The 15,653-nt window shown below is 31.7% G+C and carries 18 protein-coding genes and 1 other RNA gene; 12 read left to right on the plus strand and 7 right to left on the minus strand.

Going from position 1 to position 15,653, the window contains the following annotated elements; genetic code table 11:
- From L3J07_00005 to rnpB, 4 genes are all read right to left on the minus strand, one after another.
- The coding region (locus L3J07_00005; protein ID MCF6276216.1) for a hypothetical protein at positions 1–220 on the minus strand (220 nt) is incomplete at its 3' end.
- Between the two features lie 8 nt (positions 221–228).
- A complete protein-coding gene (locus L3J07_00010) occupies positions 229–1,083 on the minus strand; it encodes a hypothetical protein (protein MCF6276217.1) in 855 nt (284 codons plus the stop codon).
- Positions 1,084–1,087: 4 nt separating this feature from the next.
- Positions 1,088–3,766 carry a hypothetical protein gene (locus L3J07_00015; protein ID MCF6276218.1) on the minus strand — a complete coding sequence of 893 codons (2,679 nt, stop codon included), beginning with the start codon at positions 3,764–3,766 and terminating at the stop codon, positions 1,088–1,090.
- 118 nt (positions 3,767–3,884) lie between these two features.
- Positions 3,885–4,315, minus strand: an RNA gene (rnpB, locus tag L3J07_00020) — RNase P RNA component class A.
- 286 nt (positions 4,316–4,601) lie between these two features.
- On the opposite strand from rnpB, the gene L3J07_00025 reads away from it, so the two are divergent.
- The 3 genes from L3J07_00025 (at position 4,602) to L3J07_00035 (ending at position 6,275) form a co-directional block, all read left to right on the plus strand.
- Entirely contained in the window at positions 4,602–4,832 is a 231-nt protein-coding gene (locus tag L3J07_00025; GenBank protein ID MCF6276219.1) for a hypothetical protein, read from the plus strand.
- An 83-nt stretch (positions 4,833–4,915) separates the two neighbouring features.
- Positions 4,916–5,671, plus strand: coding sequence for a cytochrome c biogenesis protein CcdA (locus L3J07_00030; protein ID MCF6276220.1), 756 nt, complete (start codon positions 4,916–4,918; stop codon positions 5,669–5,671).
- A 7-nt stretch (positions 5,672–5,678) separates the two neighbouring features.
- A complete protein-coding gene (locus L3J07_00035; GenBank protein MCF6276221.1) occupies positions 5,679–6,275 on the plus strand; it encodes a 3'-5' exonuclease in 597 nt (198 codons plus the stop codon).
- A gap of 425 nt (positions 6,276–6,700) precedes the next feature.
- On the opposite strand, the gene L3J07_00040 is transcribed toward L3J07_00035, so the two are convergent.
- Positions 6,701–6,997: a hypothetical protein gene (locus tag L3J07_00040; protein MCF6276222.1), complete on the minus strand. Its 297-nt coding sequence runs from the start codon at positions 6,995–6,997 to the stop codon at positions 6,701–6,703.
- Between the two features lie 76 nt (positions 6,998–7,073).
- On the opposite strand from L3J07_00040, the gene L3J07_00045 reads away from it, so the two are divergent.
- The gene (locus L3J07_00045; GenBank protein MCF6276223.1) at positions 7,074–7,508 is read left to right on the plus strand and encodes an NUDIX domain-containing protein; all 435 of its coding nucleotides are present in this window, start codon (positions 7,074–7,076) and stop codon (positions 7,506–7,508) included.
- Here L3J07_00045 and L3J07_00050 read toward each other — a convergent pair.
- Entirely contained in the window at positions 7,505–8,410 is a 906-nt protein-coding gene (locus L3J07_00050; protein MCF6276224.1) for a DMT family transporter, read from the minus strand. The genes L3J07_00045 and L3J07_00050 overlap by 4 nt on opposite strands.
- A gap of 107 nt (positions 8,411–8,517) precedes the next feature.
- On the opposite strand from L3J07_00050, the gene L3J07_00055 reads away from it, so the two are divergent.
- A complete protein-coding gene (locus L3J07_00055) occupies positions 8,518–8,853 on the plus strand; it encodes a GNAT family N-acetyltransferase (protein MCF6276225.1) in 336 nt (111 codons plus the stop codon).
- Positions 8,854–8,899: 46 nt separating this feature from the next.
- Here the strand turns inward: L3J07_00055 and L3J07_00060 are convergent, their stop codons facing one another.
- On the minus strand, positions 8,900–9,241 hold the full coding sequence (locus tag L3J07_00060) for a hypothetical protein (GenBank protein ID MCF6276226.1): 342 nt from the start codon (positions 9,239–9,241) through the stop codon (positions 8,900–8,902).
- Positions 9,242–9,344: 103 nt separating this feature from the next.
- Between L3J07_00060 and L3J07_00065 the strand changes: the two genes are divergently transcribed.
- The 7 genes from L3J07_00065 (at position 9,345) to L3J07_00095 (ending at position 15,523) form a co-directional block, all read left to right on the plus strand.
- Positions 9,345–9,581 (plus strand): hypothetical protein, encoded by a 237-nt coding sequence (locus tag L3J07_00065; protein MCF6276227.1) that lies wholly within the window; start codon positions 9,345–9,347, stop codon positions 9,579–9,581.
- Between the two features lie 186 nt (positions 9,582–9,767).
- Positions 9,768–10,319: a class I SAM-dependent methyltransferase gene (locus tag L3J07_00070; protein ID MCF6276228.1), complete on the plus strand. Its 552-nt coding sequence runs from the start codon at positions 9,768–9,770 to the stop codon at positions 10,317–10,319.
- Complete coding sequence (locus L3J07_00075; GenBank protein MCF6276229.1) at positions 10,312–10,689, plus strand: YraN family protein; 378 nt, start codon at positions 10,312–10,314, stop codon at positions 10,687–10,689. Before L3J07_00070 ends, L3J07_00075 begins: the two co-directional genes overlap by 8 nt.
- A gap of 110 nt (positions 10,690–10,799) precedes the next feature.
- The gene (nusA, locus tag L3J07_00080; protein ID MCF6276230.1) at positions 10,800–12,227 is read left to right on the plus strand and encodes a transcription termination factor NusA; all 1,428 of its coding nucleotides are present in this window, start codon (positions 10,800–10,802) and stop codon (positions 12,225–12,227) included.
- Between the two features lie 2 nt (positions 12,228–12,229).
- Positions 12,230–12,961, plus strand: a complete 732-nt coding sequence (locus tag L3J07_00085; GenBank protein MCF6276231.1) for a YidC/Oxa1 family membrane protein insertase — start codon at positions 12,230–12,232, stop codon at positions 12,959–12,961.
- A 140-nt stretch (positions 12,962–13,101) separates the two neighbouring features.
- Positions 13,102–14,052, plus strand: a complete 951-nt coding sequence (locus L3J07_00090; protein ID MCF6276232.1) for a hypothetical protein — start codon at positions 13,102–13,104, stop codon at positions 14,050–14,052.
- Positions 13,985–15,523: an O-antigen ligase family protein gene (locus L3J07_00095; GenBank protein ID MCF6276233.1), complete on the plus strand. Its 1,539-nt coding sequence runs from the start codon at positions 13,985–13,987 to the stop codon at positions 15,521–15,523. The genes L3J07_00090 and L3J07_00095 overlap by 68 nt, the downstream gene beginning before the upstream one ends.
- Positions 15,524–15,653: the final 130 nt, after the last annotated feature.

Genomic DNA, 15,653 nt, shown 5'->3' on the forward strand with positions numbered 1-15,653 from the left:
TATTATTCTTTTTAGCCAAACTCTTCAAACGATTAAATATCATTCCTGGGTAAACTAGCTTTTCTTTAAATTCAGATACAGCTTTTTCTAATTCAGCTTTAAGTTTTTTAGCATTATCAAGATCACCAGTTTCAACAGCTTTTTCAAATTCCAAAACAAAAGCATCTTTAAGAGTGGTCAATCTTTTATACTCCTCTTTAATTTGAACACATTTTGACATAGGCTTATCTAATCCTTTTCATTAATTTTATCATAAAAAACATAATCTTTACCATCAAAAATGAATGGTTTCAATTTACCATCAACCCCCACATGCCCAGCCAAATCACCATTTGGTTGAGTGTGAATATCTTTTACATAATCAAACTCCTTCCTACCAATCCTACCAATAACCTTATCACCAACAAAAGGTTTCCATTTACGACCAATCTTCACACGCCCAGCCAAATCACCATTTGGTTGAGTGTGAATATCTTCTACACCATCAAACTCCTTCCCACCAATCCTATCAATAATCCTATCACCAACAAAAAGTTTCAATTTACCATCAACCCACACACTCCCAACCAAATCACCATTTGGTTGAGTGTGAATATCTTCTACACTATCAAACTCCTTCCCACCAATCCTATCAATAATCTTATCACCAACAAAAAGTTTCCATTTACCATCAACCCTCACACTCCCAGCCAAATCACCATTTGGTTGGGTGTGAATATCTTCTACATCATCAAACTCTTTCCCACCAATCCTATCAATAATCTTATCACCAACAAAAGGTTTCCATTCACCATCAACCCCCACACCCCCAGCCAAATCACCATTTGGTTGAGTGTGAATATTATTAGAATCTTGAATCTCAATATTATTCTTTTTAGCCAAACTCTTCAAACGATTAAATATCATTCCTGGGTAAACTAGCTTTTCTTTAAATTCAGATACAGCTTTTTCTAATTCAGCTTTAAGTTTTTTAGCATTATCAAGATCACCAGTTTCAACAGCTTTTTCAGATTCCAAAACAAAAGCATCTTTAAGAGTGGTCAATCTTTTATACTCCTCTTTAATTTGAACACATTTTGACATAGGTTTATTTAAATTTATGCAAAGAATTATCTATTATAGTCTGCACACCTTGACCTGCTTTTTTAGGAAAAAGTTTTATAATTTCGGATACTAAATATTTAGCAACAACAGCAGGTAAATCATCTACATTTTCTATCAAAGCACCATAACTATAAGGTGGGTTGTCCATTACTTCACGAACATTTTGAGCTGTTTCTGTAAGACCTATGCCAACCACAATAGTATTTAATTTACCAAGTTTTTTGGATAGCTCTTGCATCGTTTTAGTATCATTGTTAGTATAACCACCATCCGAACAGGCAATAACAAGTCGTAGTTTAGTGTCTTTTTTATTTTTAGTAGCTTCCTCGCTTTCACTTTTAATTTGCTCATAAACATATGCGAGTGCTGCTACATCACCATTACCACCACCAACATTTGTTAAACTATGCCAAAGTTTCACTTTATCTTTTGAAGAAAATTCTGAAGAAAGTTGTTTGTCTAGATCTATTTCGTCTGGACCACTTCCACGAAAAGAAACTCCTTGTGTACGAACTGAAAGTGCATTTTTTTCTTGAAGGCTTGCGCGTTTTAAATTTCTGTGAAAACGATACAAAGAGGAAAAAATAAGATATTCTGCCTGTCTTTGCATCTTCCAAAGTGGTTTTCCGTCGACAGTACTGTGCATAGAACCAGATTTATCAGCAATTATATACAAATCAAACCCTCCTATAAATTCTTTTTCTTCTGTCTTTTCTTTTGGTTTTTCTCTAGATGCAGGGTCAGTTTCTCTTGCACGCACACCAATTGAGTGTCGAACTATATCTTCTATAGCTTCTCCTCCTTCTCGTCGTCTAACGGGTCCTTCATAGCCTGATACCAGTGTTTTGCGTGATTCTACTATTGTATTAAATAGGCGAGATAGAGCGTCGACAATTTTTTCACCATTTGGAAGTCTTGTGTTTTCTGCTTCGTGTATTTCTTTAACTATTTGCCGTGCTTCTTTGTGCTCTATACCTGCGTGTTCAGCTAGTTCACGCTCTTCTTTTGTATAACTTAATTTTTCTGTATGTTCTTTTAGTTTTTCACGCAATTTTTCTAACTCTTCATTTGTTGGTCCAACAGCTTCTTGTTCGCCATAATCTCCCGGAATGTTATCACTACTTTCTTCTTCTTCTTCGTTCTCTTCCAATTGACTATCTCCTGGAGGTGTTGCATCAACTCTTTTCCATTCCTTTTTCACCTCATCCCAAACTTCACTCCAACCATGTCCAGTCCCAGAATTTATATTCGATGCATTCTGCTCATCTTTGCCTTTTACACTATGACCAATGCAATGTCTAATAGGAATATTTATTTTTGAACAAAGTGCTGCAAAATATGTATTTGCAACATCACAATCTGCTTTTTTAATTTCATCTACAGCACTAGAAAAACCTTTTTCGTGATTATTGTAAAATGAATTATAATAATCACTTTCTTCTTGGTCTTTTGGTGCAAGATAAGTAATGCGTTTTTTTACATATGAAGCAGTTGCAAAAGCTCTTGCTAAGTTTCCGCGTTTGTTTTTTTTAATATGCTCTAACTGATTATTAGTTTCTTCAGAAAACTCAGAAGGCATATTTGGCAATTTTATATCTTCTTGTTTTGAAGTAAATCTTTTATCCAAATTTGGAGACAACACAACTGTTATATCTAATTCTTCTCCATCTCCATCAACAAAAATAATCAAATCACCATTTTGATCTTTTTGTATTGAATAATTCTTACTTCCAGCTTCAATTTTGTGGAAACTGTGTGTATATGGGGTTGGTAAAGATGTCCACTTCCCACAAGTTATTCGAGCACTCATTTTTAAATTTACCAATCCTTTTTTGAGATCCTCTTCTACACAAAGTGCCACCACCTCCACATCACTATAACTAGATTCACCTTCAGTCCATACATTTTTTGTATCATTCCATACTGAAAATGATCGTTCTTTGTAATATCCACCATAAGCTGGAGTAATTGACCAGATAGCGGGTACTTTTTCTCCTTCTTTTAGGCGTTCCATTGCGTCTACACCAGGTTTACTTTCGTTTTGTCTTTCTGGTGGTTTTGAGGGTGCTTTTTTTAATTGCTCTTCACGCCATTTACGAGTATCATCATCCATAATATTACCATCTCGCTTGTCGATACTTCTTACGACAGATAAATAGTCCGTTAGTCTAGTTTTTATTCTGTTAGATTTTATTTTCCACGAAGTTTTTGGTGAAAACAAAACATCTAAATCTCCTGTTTTTAAAAGTATCTCTAGCTGTTCTGCTGTAGTTTTATGTTTTGGTGTGTAAGACTCTTCTATTAATTGGTGTGTCATAGCATTATAGAGGTCAGCTACTCTTGGAGAAAGTCGACTAAGTCCTATTTCTGTATTTTCTACGAATTCTTTTATAAGTTTGTTTTTTATTTCTTTAGAGTTCTTACTTTGTTTTATTATTGTAACTTCTTCAATAAGGGTGTGAAAAGTCCCAAATGGAGTTTGTTTGAGATCATCTCTAAAACTAACCAATGTTTCTATCTCACGATATGTTTCTAGTGTTTTTTCATAGTCATCACCATCGAGAACTTTATAATAGTCTTCGTGTAGTGCGTATTTAGGTGTAATCTCTGTTTGCTGTTCTTCTTCTGTTTGTGGGTATCGTCTTCCTTCTATTTTATTCATATAGTAAATTTTATTAAAATGTTTATTTTTATAAAGTATATAGTAAAAATAGTTTTTTTAGCAAACTTTTCATTGTTTTAAGATAATAAAAAAACACCAGATTTGGTGTTTTTTTATTATCTTATTCATTGCGATAAGCCGAATTTTGTATCTGCAAAGCAGATGATGATCATTTCTCTAGGCTTGTTGTTACCAACAAGCTCAAACGAACTACCTTTTCGAATTTCGCTCAAGGCGAGAAAACGCTGTTCTTTCTCCAGATAGGGTTTGCCGCCACTGCATATCACTATGCGTGGAGTATAGTAGTATTGATTCCAAGCTTAAGCTAAGAAATTTGTAAAACAAATTTCAGTAAAATCAACACATCTATACACTTTTCACCTTTCACCATATAAAATGGCTAGTATTGTCTCTGTGGTACTATCCCTAGCAAACTGTTGCCAGCCTGCCGGTGGGTGTTACCCATTATCTTTTTGGAACCTTTAAATAAATAAAATGTTCGTGTGGAGTTCGGACTTTCCTCCCTATTTGTGGGATTGTCATTAAATACCATTTCTATTGAAAACTTCAAATTTTAGCTGCGACTTCAAGAAAAAATATTTCCGCAGCTAAAGATGGGCAAAGATTTTTTCTTGTTGTCTCGCTTAAAATTTAGAAATTTCAATAACGAAAGCGTATTTAATGACAATCCCAGTTAACAAGGCGATCATCTACAATAAATAAGACCTTATATTTATACCATATTTTAGTCCTTTTGTCAATAAATGATTGACTTTTTTGTAAAAATAAGGTAATGTATTTGTGTTGTTTAATCATTATAATAAAGGAGGTTAAAATGAATAAACATGAGCTCTTTTTCGAGGGTAGTAACCTTCGAAATTTTAATGCAAAAAAAAATGAGAAAATTACTCTCACTTTGGCCGGGCACGGTCAAAGTGTTGTAGTTAGGTTTATTGTTAGATTACCAAACAATACAGGAATAATAGTTTTTTTTGAAGGTAAAAATATGAAATTAATTTGGAGTGAAATCACAAAAATTACAAAAACGGTAAAATTTAAAAGTTAAGTTTTAAAGCGGAGTAAAATCCGCTTTTTTTGTTCTTAAAATAAAAGAAGTGTATAATGTGTTTACTTAACAAAAAAATTATTATGGATTTTGGTTTAATTATCTCTGCTTTTGTTGCAGGTTTACTTACTTTTTTTGCGCCGTGTACATTTCCACTTGTTCCTGCTTATCTGGGTTTTATAAGTGGTGTTTCTGTAAAAGACATAAATAGTGAAAAAGAAAGAGAAAATGTAAGAAAGAAAATTTTTATAAACGGAGTTTTTTATGTTTTGGGGTTTTCTTTTATTTTTATACTTTTTGGAGTTTTGTTTGGGTTTTTAGGTTCAATACTTTCAGCTTATCAAACTTGGTTAAATAGGGTGGGTGCACTTTTTATAATATTTTTTGGACTTTATTTGGTTGGATTATTTAAAATACCTTTTTTGCAAAAAGAAAAAAGATTAAATTTTACAAACAAGATAAAACCTGGAAAACCGCTAAGTTCTTTTATTTTTGGAATGAGTTTTGCTGTTGGGTGGACACCTTGCATAGGTCCTATTTTAGGAAGTATTTTTATTTTAGCTTCATCTTCTGGAACTGTTTTGCAAGGAACTTTCTTGCTTTTTGTTTTTGCTTTTGGATTGGCATTACCTCATTTGTTTATAGCCCTCAGTGTTGGGCATGCTACAAATTATGTTAGAAAATTATCAAAGTATTTAAATATAATTTCAATTGTTGGTGGTGTATTTTTGGTTTTTATTGGTATATTACTTATTACAAATAGTTTTGCTATTTGGACTACCTATTTTTTTAAACTATTCAATTTTATAGACTATGATAAATTGTTAAATTATCTTTAAATCTATTATGTCAAAAGAATTTTATATTTCAGTGGATATTGAAACCGCCGGAACTGTACCAGAAAAATATAGTATGCTTTCTGTTGGTGCTGTTATTGTTGGTCAAAAAGACAAGGAATTTTATAGAGAATTAAAACCGGTTAATTTTAATTTTGAAAAAGAAGCTTTAGATGTTTGTAGAAGTTGTTTTTCCGAGGATACACAAGTGCACTTAAAAGAAATGGAGGATAAAAAACCAAGTGATATACTTTATGCTTTGCAAGATGTGGGGCATGAACCTGGAGATGTGATGGAGGATTTTTTTTCTTGGGTAAAAGAAGTTTCACCAAAAGATGTTAGGCCATTATTTTTAGGCTATAACGCATCTTTTGACTGGCAGTTTATAAATGCGTATTTTAATAAATATGTAGGTGAAAATCCATTTCGGTATGATCCGGTGGACATAAAAGCATATTATATGGGGAAAAATAAAATGCTTTGGACAGATATAAGTAAAAAGGCAATTCGCAGGAAATACGGTTTGAAAGAAAATCAATTACCACACAATGCACTGTTTGATGCAAAAGAACAGGCTGAAATTTTTGAAAGTATGTTAAATGAATAAGAGAACGATGAATCTCTTACGCCTGGTGGATCAAGAAAATGGTAGACTAAGCAGGTCAAGTAAAGAAAAAAATAGAAAAGCAAAAAACCTAAATATTTCATCTTGAGAGAAGCATAATGATCTCTGTAGTTTGGAATAAAAATATGTCATCCTGAGCGAAATGGAGCAAGGCGGAATGAAGTCGAAGGATCTCGCAACAGAATAACCAGAACTCTAAATATTCATAATTCTAATGATACTTTCCCGAGATATTTCGACTCAGTTTCACCATGCTCAATATGGCATACGGATTTTTTTTGTCATTCTCAGCTCGACTGGGAATTCAGAGTCTACAAAATAGAACAGTGATATAAACCATGGATCCTCAGTCAAGCTGAGGATGACAGACAAAATATAAAATAAAAAAACACTGAATTTCAGTGCTTTTACTTTTTGGGTTTAGTAGAAAAATTTTTATATAAACTCCACAATAAACAAAAAAGTAGTACAATTGAGAAAAAACAAATACCAATAATATAATGAGCTACAACATCTTTTGTTGTAAAAATTTCCATCCAATAAATAAGAATGGGATAAAAGTAAAAAGCTAAAAGTCCACAGATAGTTAAAGTTTTATTAGTATTTCTTTCTTCTAGTTCTCTTATTTTTTCACTTAATTTTTTAACTTCATTATCTAATCGTCTTTCACTATACAAAATATCTTGGCGAGATCTTTTTCCCATTGTTTTTTCTCCTGTTTGAAAAGAACTGAATTTAGTGTTAAATTACAGTAATAAATCAATTTTGTCAATAAAATATATGAAAGATTTTTCTTTTGGAGTGGTTCCTGTTTTTAAAGAGGGTGATAAACTCTTATTTCTTCTTATTCAACATTTGCACGAAAAAGGTGGGCATTGGGCTTTTCCAAAAGGTCATCCGGAAGTTGGTGAGACAGAAATAGAATCTGCAAAAAGAGAGTTGGAAGAAGAAACAGGTGTAAAAGATGTTAAAATTATTGAGGGTCTAGAATTTTTTGAAAAATATTCTTTTGAGCAAGATGGAATTCACATAGATAAAACTGTAAAATATTTTGTAGGAATTGCAAATAGCAAAGATGTGACGAAACAAGAAATAGAGGTCGGTGATTATGTTTGGCTTGAATTTGAAGATGCACTAGAAAAGATTACTTTTGTGGAAGGTAAGAAAATGCTAAAAAAAGTTGGCGAAAATATTGATAAAATAAACTCACTTTAAAAAACAAAGAAGATGTAGCCAACAACAACGAGTAAAATTGCAGTTGTTTGTACAAATATTTCTCGACGAGTGAAGTATTCGCGGAATATTTTTGGTAAAAATTTTGTAAGAAGTAAAATAAATAAAAACATAAGTGCAAATTGTAAACCACTTAATGCCATTACAATAGTCACACTTCCAATTGCGAGTGCATATTGAACCAAAAGGTTTGCCAAAACTCCCAAAATTTTTGTAACAATAATAAGTAGTGCAACATGTTTTTTGCCTTTTGTTTTTCGTTTTCTTTTTCTCTTTTTAAATGTTTTTAGAACTGAAGGAAAAAATAAAGTAATAATTCCAACCAAACCAGTTGTTCCGCGAGTCCAAACTATTCCTGTTAAAAATGGATAAAGCTCATAAATATATTTGGCACTAACATGCGAAAGTGCAAATAAAATCCCAGATCCTATTGCCCAAACAAAACCAATGTGAAAACCATTATGCTTGCGACTTTTTTCAAAAGATAGTAAAAATGAAGAGAAAATTAATATGCCAATTCCAAAAAGTTGAAAAGTTGAGAGCTGTTCGCTAAGTACAAAATATGAAATTATATATGTTGCAACAGTGATAATTCCACCAATAAAAGGGGAGATATGACTTGTCTCTCCTTTTTTGATTGCAATAAACATAAACCACAAAGCAAACCCAAAAGTGAGTCCAGAAAATAAAGCCCAAAACAGATGAACACCAAACAGGGTCTGAACTCCAAGTGGATAAAGTAGGAACACTGCCAGCAAAAAAATAGTTGAATAAAAAGTGTATACAACCGGTTTACTCACGGATTTGCTGAGAATTATTTTGTCCAAAATAAAAACAAATGCCAATAAAACATATCCAATTGTGGCGATGAGAACTGAAAACATATTTTTATTTGTTATGTTGATTTTATTATAGCAAAATATAGTATATGAAAGAAATTTAATTTTTTTGGTATACTTATTGAGAGCCATCAAAAATATAGGAGGGAACTATGGGTATGGTAAAAAGAAAAGAAGCTCTTTTGATAAGTATTAGAATTAGTTTTTACCAAGGTGAAGACGAAGCTGGGCATGTTTATTTGTACATTATGACAAACGATTTAAATAAAAGACCTTTTGGTTTTATTGAAGATTTGTTTGTTGAAAATTGGGCTCGTGGATTAGGTTGTGGAAAAAAACTTATGGAAGAATTGGAAAAAGAAGCGGAAAAAAAAGATTGTTATAAAATTGTGGGCTGTTTTCGAAATTCTAAAACAGGTTTGATAAAATTTTATAAATCACTTGGTTATGATTGTGAATATGGTCGTGAGTTTAGAAAAGATTTATAAAATAAAAACCGCGTATAATTCGCGGTTTTTTGTGCAATAATTTTATTTATCCAAAACAGTCTGAGTCTATTGTTTGGTCTACAAAAACTACAAGCGGGTGTTTTTCTAATTTTTCAATTTGGGATTCCATTATACTTCCAATAAAACTTATTATTTCTTGGTTTGATCCTGGAATTGAATTCATATCACTTCTTTCAAAAGCACCTTTTTCTTCTTCTATAAGTCTGTGGGTTAAAAAAGTTTTCATTTTAGCAACTCTAAAAAATTTTAAAGTGGAAAAACCTTGTATATTATTTCTTACAAAATACAATAAATTTTTAGTTGTATGCGGATTTTTAAAAAGATCTTTTGGGACTAAAACCCAAATACTAATATGGCATATTCTCATTTTATCCTCCAAATATATTTATGATATGCTTTGACTTTTGTTTTGTCAATTTCTTTTATATGGAAAATCGTATATAATATATAAAAAGATTATAAATATATTTATGAAATATTTTTTAGGATTTTTGGGAATTGCATTCGGCGTTGTTTTAGTCATAAAAACAGAGTGGTTTGTACAAAATTTTGGCACAAACAATTGGGCAGAACAAAATCTTGGTACAAGCGGAGGAACTCGTCTTATGTATAAGCTTATCGGGATACTTATTATTTTTATTTCAATGATGTCTATTACTGGAATGCTAGGGCCTTTTGTAATGGGAACAGTTGGAAAATTGTTTTAAGTAAATTTAGAGTTTTTTTCCGCTTTGCAAAATCTTTAAACCCGAAACCAAGTTTTTCTCACTTTATTTCTTGACACCAAAATGTAATTAAATGTTCGGTAGGTTTAAAATAAAAAAAAGAAAGGAAAATAAAAAGAACACTTCGAGCAAGCGAAGAGGTAAAGCATTTAGAACTTTTTTAAATATATGTATAGATCGGGCACTTATCTACTAGACCCACATTTTATATTGGAAGAGTCTCACACAAGAGAGGGAATGCGTGTGGCTGATTTTGGTTGTGGTAGAACGGGACACTTCACTTTTCCAATATCACAAAAAGTTGGGGATAAAGGTTGTGTATATGCTGTGGATATCTTAAAAGATGTTTTACATAATGTGGAAAGTAGAAAAAGAGGTAAAGGGTTAAAAAATATTCATACTGTTTGGGCTGACATAGAAAAGCTTGGTGCTGTGACAATTCCAAAAAATAGCTTAGATATTGTTTTTATTGTAAATACATTATCTCAGTCTAGTTTTAAAGCAGATATTTTAAACGAAGCGTCTAGATTAATGAAGAATAAGTCTAGGCTTGTTATAGTAGATTGGCATAGGGGAAGTCATAAATTTGGTGTTAGTCAAGATTTACTTGTTAATTTTTCAGAGCTTGGAGATTGGGGTGTCGAGAATAATTTTGTTGTACAAGACTCAATTGTCGCAGGACCACACCATGCTGGAATTATACTATATAAACATGAATAATTTTTTGAGTAAAAAAGATATAGGGAATAATGGTGAGAAGTTGGCGGTAAAATTTTTGCGTAAAAAAGGATATAAAATACTTGAAAAAAATTACAGAATAAAACAAGCAGAAGTGGATGTAATAGCTTGGAAAATAGAAAGAAAAGAAAAAATACTTTGTTTTATTGAAGTAAAAACTAGAAAATTTAACGATGGAAGTGCAGAGCGAGCGGTAGATTATAAAAAAATACAACACATAATGTGTGGTGCTAGAAGTTTTTGTATAGAAAGAGGTGTAAATATTGAAAATTCACCAATTAGTTTTGAACATGTTAGCGTCTTTACAGAAGAAAAAGACAAAATAAACCACTTTGTAATACCAATTAATTAGAGTGTTTGACAAAAAGGGATTTTAATGTTATTATTTTTAGGTAAATGGTAGCTACACAATAGCTACTTTTTTTACAACCTAATTTAAAAAAAGATAAATAATTTAAAAATATGGCATCAGAAATTATTAAATCAATTCAATTTCTTTGTAATGAAAAAGGATTGGAATATGAAACTGTAATGGAGGCATTAGAGTTTGCTTTGGCAGCAGCTTATAGAAAAGATTTTGGAGATAAGCAGCAAAATATAAAAGTTCATTTTGACCCAGAGACAGGTGATATGAAAGTTTGGGATGAAAAAGAAGTTGCAGAAGACTATGATTTGGAGGAGTTGGAAAAGTCACAAGAAAGATTGGCAGAGCTTAGAGAAATTGCTCATATGGAGCGTCGTGAGTTGGAAGAGGATGAGATGGAAGGGTTGATACGCTTTAATCCAAAAAATCAAATGATGATTTCAGAGGCAAAAAAGATCAAAAAAACAGCAAAACTTGGCGATATTATAAAGATAGACTTGGAAATACCTGGTGATTTTGGAAGAATGGCAGCACAAACAGCAAAACAAGTTATTATCCAAAAAATTCGTGAAGCAGAAAGAAACAGTGTTTTTGAGGATTTTAAAAATCAGGAAGGTGATATAGTACAAGGTGTAATCCAAAGAAGAGACAGCAGAAGTGGTGTCGTAATTATAGATTTAGGAAAGATTACTGGTATTTTGCCTGTTGTAGAGCAGGTCCAAAGAGAACGCTATATACCAGGAAATAGAATGACTTTTTTCGTACAATCTGTAGATATGGGAAATAGAGGACCAGAAATTATACTTTCACGCACAAATATAAAAATGGTTGAGGTTGTTTTCGATAAAGAAATTCCAGAAATTAATACAGGTGAGGTCGTTATAAAAGCAATTGCGCGTGATGCTGGAAGTCGTTCAAAAGTTGCAGTATTCACAAAAGATGAATCTGTTGACCCAATTGGGTCTTGTATTGGTCAGCGTGGAAGTCGTATTAATACTATAATAGATGAACTTGGTGGAGAGAAAATAGATATAATTCATTTCGATGAAAAAGTGGAGACATTTATAAAAAATTCACTCGCTCCAGCAAAAATAGAAACAGTTGTTTTAAATGAAGAAGAAAAAACTGCAGCTGTAAATGTAAAAGAAGATCAGCTTTCTTTAGCAATTGGTAGGGGTGGTCAAAATGTAAGATTGGCCACAGAATTGACTGGTTGGAGAATTAAGGTGGTTCAAGTAGATGAAGAAGGAGGAGAAGTTGATGAGGAAAATAAAGAAGAGTCGCCTAACGAAAAAGAAGTTTCCACAGAAGAAAAAGTGGAGGAAGTGAAAGAGGAAACTCCAGTTGAAGAAAAAGCTGAGGAGAAAACTAAAGAGGTTGTAGAAGAGAAGGTTGAGGGTGTAAAAGAAGAAACATCTGAAGAAGTTGCTGAAAAAAAGACTGAAGAGACAAAAGAAGAAGCTCCAGTAGAAGGAAAAACTGAAGAATCAAAAGAAGAGGTTGAGGAAATTAAAGAAGACAAATAAATATGCAAGAATTATTTCAAGCAATATTATACCAACCAATTTTTAATGCATTGGTTGCACTTTACAATGTGATTCCAGATGTGGGTGTTGGAATTTTGATTATTACAATTATAATCAAATTTGCACTTTATCCACTTACAAATATATCTCTAAAATCACAGAAAAAACTTACAGATATTCAACCAAAATTGGCGGAACTGAAGAAAAAATATAAAGATGATAAACAGACTTTGGCAGCAGAAACAATGAAGATGTACAAAGAAAGTAATGTAAATCCACTTTCTTCTTGTTTGCCGATGTTATTGCAATTGCCGGTATTTTTAGCACTTTTCTGGGTGTTAAAAGATAGTCTTGGGACTACAGATTTTAGTTTACTTTATTCATTTGTAAGCGCTCCAGAGGTTTTAGATCCAATGTCTTTGGGATTTATTGATTTGAGCAAATCAAACATTGTGTTGGCAGTTTTGGCTGGTGCAGCACAGTTCTGGCAAGCCAAGATGATGCAAACGAAGAAAGCTCCAAAGGTGGCAGGAGAAGGTGCAAAAGACGAAAATATGCTTTCTTCTATGAACAAGCAGATGCTTTACTTTATGCCTGTTCTAACAGTAATTATAGGTATGCAGCTTGCAGGTGGGGTAGCGCTTTATTGGTTCTTGTCTACACTTCTTACAGCTTTACAGCAGTTGTTTATTCTCAAAAGAGACAAGAAATCAGAAGTTGAGGTTATTTCTTAATTAAAATATTTAAAACAAAAAACTGTGAAAATTCACGGTTTTTTGTTTTAAAAATATACAAACTTTGATTTTACATATACACTATAAGGGACTGTTAGAAAATTTAATAGAAATGATGTTTAATAACAGTCCTTAAATATATGGATAAAGAATTCAAAAATTCAGTGCTCAGCACTTTGGCTTATTTTGATATATTCAAACACCCTTTAGAATCTAGGGAGTTATATTTTTATTTGTGGGGATTGGAGCGCAAGATGAGTTATTATGATTTTTTGATAGATTTGAAAGAGATGGTGGAGAAAAATTTAGTTGAGTTTAAAAATGGATATTATTTTTTTTCAGGTCGCTCGGATTTGATAAAAATTCGTGAGAGTAAGGTACGGTATTTGGATAAGAAAATGAAAATAGCAAAGCGTGGTGTAAAGCTGATTCGTTTTATACCTTTTGTTCGTGCTGTTTTTGTATGCAATACTGTTGCTTCGTCCACAGCTGGAGAGGGTAGTGATATAGACCTTTTTATAATTATAAAACACGGTCGTATTTGGCTTTCGCGTTTTTTAGTTATAGTACTTTTTATACTACTTCGTCTTCGTATCACAAAAAAGAAAATGAGTAATAAGTTTTGTCTAAGTTTTTTTATTACAGATAAAAATTTAGATTTATCGCGTGTTAGCATTCCTGGTGATGATATTTATTTGGCGTATTGGATTAGTCATCTTATTCCAGTTTATGATCCAGATAATTTTTTGAAAAGAATTATCAAAGAAAATGGTTGGGTAAAAAACATACTTCGTCATTTTGGGCGTGCTAGAAGTGTCGGTATGTCTTGGAATGTTAATAGATTAAAGCGTGGTTTTGGATTTGTAAAATTCTTTGAAAAAATATGGGGAACTTCTTATGGAGATTTGTTGGAAAGTCAATCTCGTGGACTTCAGATGTCCAAAATGCGTAAAAATAAAAGTATACAAAATGAACTAGATAATAGGGTTGTAATAAATGACGAAATGTTAAAATTTCATGAAAATGACAGACGAGAATTCTATAGAACAAAATGGCAAGAAAAATGTGTGGAATATGGGGTTTTTGAATAAAAAAATAGATTTTTTAAAAGCTAGTAAAATTTCACTAGCTTTATTTTTGTTCGTCTTACCTTGGCAAACGGTATATATTTTTAGAGAAGTTTTTTGGGAAAGTACAAAGTGGCAATACGGAACTTTAAATTTTTATTTTTTTGAAGTTGTTTTGTGGTTTTTTATTTTTTTTGGTTTTTCTTACTTTTGGAAAAATAAAATTAAAAATTTTAAAAACCTAAAAACACGGGAACTATCTTCAGGTATCATTTTTACTAAAACCTATAAATTTTGGCTACGACTTCAAGAAAAAAGTTGGTCTATACTGTGGTATAAGCAAAAATTTTTCTTTTCGTCGCGCTCAAAATTTAAAAGTTTTACTAACGAAAGCATATCTGAAAATAATTCCTTAAAACAAAAAATAATCCCAGTATTTTTCACCTCATTAATTTTTTTATTTTTAATAATATCTAGTTTTTTTGTAGGTGATCCTGCTTTAGCTTTTCAAAAATTAAGACAAATTATTCAAGTTTTATTATTTTTATTTTTAATAATTTCACTCCCAATAAAGTTTAATTTTATTGTAAAATGGTTTTTTATTGGCTCTATATTGCCAACAGTTTTAGGTGTTTGGCAGTTTATAGCACAAAATTCGTTCAGCTCTACTTTGCTTGGAATTTCAGAACATCTTCCGTGGGTAGGTGGGTCGTCTGTAATCTCCAATCCAACAATTGGCTACTGGCTCCGCGCTTATGGAAGTTTTGCGCATCCAAATATTTTTGGTGGGTATTTATTTTTTGTTTTAGTTTCTTTATTTATTTATTTTTACAATTCAAAAAAATATTCTTCTTTACTTATATTTATTATATTTTTACTCCCAACGACCGGTCTGTTTTTAACATTTAGTCGTTCGGCTTGGATAGTATTTTTACTTGTTTTCATTATTACTTTTTTTATTTCATTTTTGAAAAAAAAAGATGCGTTTGTTCGTGCTTTATTTTATTTAAGTTTTTTTATAATTAGTTTAGTTTTTATATTTTTTCCATTAGTCCAAACTCGTATATCGGGAAATTCTATAACAGAAATAAAATCTGTGCAAGATAGAATGCTTGGATATTCTGAAGCTAAAGATTTGTTTATTGAAAATTTATTTTTTGGTGTTGGTGGTGGAAATTACACTTTAGCTTTGAAAGAAAAAAATCCAAACCTAAAACCTTGGAAATATCAACCAGTCCATAATATTTTTATGTTGTTTTTGGTTGAATACGGTTTGATTGGTTTTACTATTTTATTTGGTGGTTTGTATGTTTTAGTTAAAGAAATAAAGATTAAAAAGTGTCTTAATTTAACTACTATTCTATCTTTATGTCTCTTTATAATTTTAGGAATTTTTGATCATTATCTATACTCATTTTCTGTTGGGCTACTGCTACCTTCTTTATATTTTGCGGTTATTTACAAGTATTTTCTTGACAAAAAACACAAAGTATAGCACAATCAAATAACACTATAAAAAGAGCCTAGTGCTGGAGAATAGCACAGTCGTACGCCGGCATAATATCGTGTCTTTAGACAGGCATCACGGTCTTGTGTGCGGACGGCGATATGAGCTATTCTCTTAC

It is taken from the genome of Candidatus Magasanikbacteria bacterium (assembly GCA_021648085.1).
Taxonomy (GTDB): domain Bacteria; phylum Patescibacteriota; class Patescibacteriia; order Magasanikbacterales; family UBA922; genus JAKITS01.